The sequence below is a fragment of the Psychrobacter sp. Rd 27.2 genome (assembly GCF_001921755.1).
Taxonomy (GTDB): domain Bacteria; phylum Pseudomonadota; class Gammaproteobacteria; order Pseudomonadales; family Moraxellaceae; genus Psychrobacter; species Psychrobacter celer.
The window spans coordinates 1-421 of the sequence record NZ_MRYB01000086.1 but is presented as its reverse complement, the minus strand read 5'-3'; the positions used below and the strand labels follow the sequence as shown (position 1 = coordinate 421).

Annotated in this window: 1 protein-coding gene; it reads left to right on the top strand. The window is 44.2% G+C overall.

Annotation, left to right across the window (positions count from 1 at the left end; genetic code table 11):
- A partial coding sequence (locus tag BTV99_RS13545) for a hypothetical protein (protein ID WP_178377977.1) occupies positions 1–231 on the top strand: 231 nt, incomplete at its 5' end.
- Positions 232–421: the final 190 nt, after the last annotated feature.

Genomic DNA, 421 nt, shown 5'->3' with positions numbered 1-421 from the left:
GAGGAGCAGTCAAAAGTAGCCGGTATTGCAGATGATAAGATCAGGCGTATTCATAAAGCAGATATCAGTACCATACATATTGGTATTGCCACGCCAGATAATCGAGAGTCTCAGCGCAATAAAAGTGCATGGAAGTTTTCACCATTATTGCGTTTTTTTGTACATATGATGCTTATCACCGATGATGCTCTGGCAATCGACAACGATCAATCATTGACAGAATCAGTATAAGCGCTCGCAGCTTATTTTAGTTTTATTCTGTGCTCGGTGGCGACCCCGCAAACCTCAAACGTAGTAAACCGACTATCAAGGGGCGGATAGTCGGGATTTAGCGCTACCAGCTGTGAGTAGTTTTGCCCTCGTGTGTCGTCAATGCCGCAATCGCGCCACTTTCTAAATAGAACCTGATCATCGTTTATAC